We start from the raw sequence: 1,948 nt of genomic DNA on the forward strand, positions 1-1,948 counted from the left end.
GATCTGCGTGGCCTTCTCGGCCATCGTGCCGCTGATGACGGTGGTCAACTATTCGGTGCAGGACATCATCTCGCCCGACCGGCGCGTGTTCGTCGGCACCGAGTGGTTCGCCTCGGTGATGCGCGACGACGAGCTGCACCAGGCGCTGTGGCGCCAGCTGGGCTTTTCGCTGTCGGTGCTGCTGGTGGAGATTCCGCTGGGCATCTGCCTGGCGCTGTCGATGCCGGCCAAGGGCTGGAAGTCTTCGGCGGTGCTGGTGGTGGTGGCGCTGTCGCTGCTGATCCCCTGGAACGTGGTCGGCACYATCTGGCAGATCTACGGCCGCGCCGACATCGGCCTGCTGGGCCATGCGCTGCAGAAGCTGGGCATCGACTACAACTACACAGGCAGCGCGGCGGACGCGTGGCTCACGGTGCTGGTGATGGACGTGTGGCACTGGACGCCGCTGGTGGCGCTGCTGTGCTTTGCCGGCCTGCGCTCGATTCCCGACGCCTACTACCAGGCCGCGCGCATCGACGGCGCGAGCAAGTTCGCGGTGTTCCGCTACATCCAGCTGCCGAAGATGCGCGGCGTGCTGATGATCGCGGTGCTGCTGCGCTTCATGGACAGCTTCATGATCTACACCGAGCCCTTCGTCCTGACGGGCGGCGGGCCGGGCAACGCCACCACCTTCCTGAGCCAGTACCTCACGCAGAAAGCCGTGGGGCAGTTCGACCTGGGGCCGGCGGCTGCCTTCTCGCTGATCTATTTCCTGATCATCCTGTTGTTCTGCTTCGTGCTCTACAACTGGATGCAGCGGGTGGGGACGCAGGAAGTGGAGGTCGAGAAATGACTTGTTCCTGGTCCTCCTATTCAGGGCGCGCACCCGCCGACGGGGTACGCGGCGAAGCGAATGTCCCCCGGCCTGCGGCCTCCTCCTTGATTTCGCTGCGCAAGGCACCCCATCGGCGGGAGCGTGATGCGGAGTGGTCGTTGATCAGCGATACACCAGCCCTGAACGGCAGCGCCAAGAACAACAGCAACAAGAACAAAAACAAATGGAGCAACCGACATGAACGATAAGAGATTCCGCAAACGCAGCATCTTCCTGGTGCTGTACATCCTGTTCGCGCTGCTGCCCATCTACTGGATGGTCAACATGAGCTTCAAGACGAACGAGGAAATCGTCTCCAGCTTCTCGTTCTTTCCGCACGAGCTCACCTGGGCCAACTACGCGCGCATCTTCACCGACGAGTCGTGGTACTCGGGCTACATCAACAGCCTGATCTACGTGGCCATCAACACCGTGATCTCGCTCACCGTGGCGCTGCCGGCGGCGTACGCGTTCTCGCGCTATTCGTTCCTCGGCGACAAGCACGTCTTCTTCTGGCTGCTGACCAACCGCATGACCCCGCCCGCGGTGTTCCTGCTGCCGTTCTTCCAGCTCTACAGCACCGTCGGCCTGATGGACACCCACCTGGGCGTGGCGCTCGCGCACCTGCTGTTCAACGTGCCGCTGGCGGTGTGGATTCTCGAAGGCTTCATGAGCGGYATTCCGCGCGAGATCGACGAGACGGCCTACATCGACGGCTACTCGTTCCCGCGCTTCTTCGTGAAGATCTTCCTGCCGCTCATCAAGGCCGGCGTGGGCGTGGCGGCGTTCTTCTGCTTCATGTTCAGCTGGGTCGAGCTGCTGCTTGCGCGCACGCTCACCAGCGTGAACGCCAAGCCCATCGTCGCGACCATGACCCGCACCGTGAGCGCCTCCGGCATGGACTGGGCCACGCTGGCCGCCGCGGGCGTGCTCACCATCGTGCCGGGTGCGATCGTGATCTGGTTCGTGCGTCACTACATCGCAAAAGGCTTTGCGATGGGTCGGGTCTAGGAGGAGGGCGGAAACATGTTCGATTGGATGGTCTGGACCACCCCGGTGGCCGTTTTCTTCATCTGCATCGCGCTCATGCTGGTC

General features: G+C 63.0%; 2 protein-coding genes. Both read left to right on the forward strand.

Annotated elements, in window-relative coordinates; all coding sequences use genetic code 11:
• The first annotated feature begins 1 nt into the window (after position 1).
• On the forward strand, positions 2 to 832 hold the full coding sequence (locus AC1DOC_RS31640) for a carbohydrate ABC transporter permease (RefSeq protein ID WP_478131335.1): 831 nt from the start codon (positions 2 to 4) through the stop codon (positions 830 to 832).
• 219 nt (positions 833 to 1,051) lie between these two features.
• The gene (locus tag AC1DOC_RS31645; RefSeq protein ID WP_018907388.1) at positions 1,052 to 1,864 is read left to right on the forward strand and encodes a carbohydrate ABC transporter permease; all 813 of its coding nucleotides are present in this window, start codon (positions 1,052 to 1,054) and stop codon (positions 1,862 to 1,864) included.
• Positions 1,865 to 1,948: the final 84 nt, after the last annotated feature.

The organism is Variovorax sp. 01T439_2 (genome assembly GCF_056398445.1).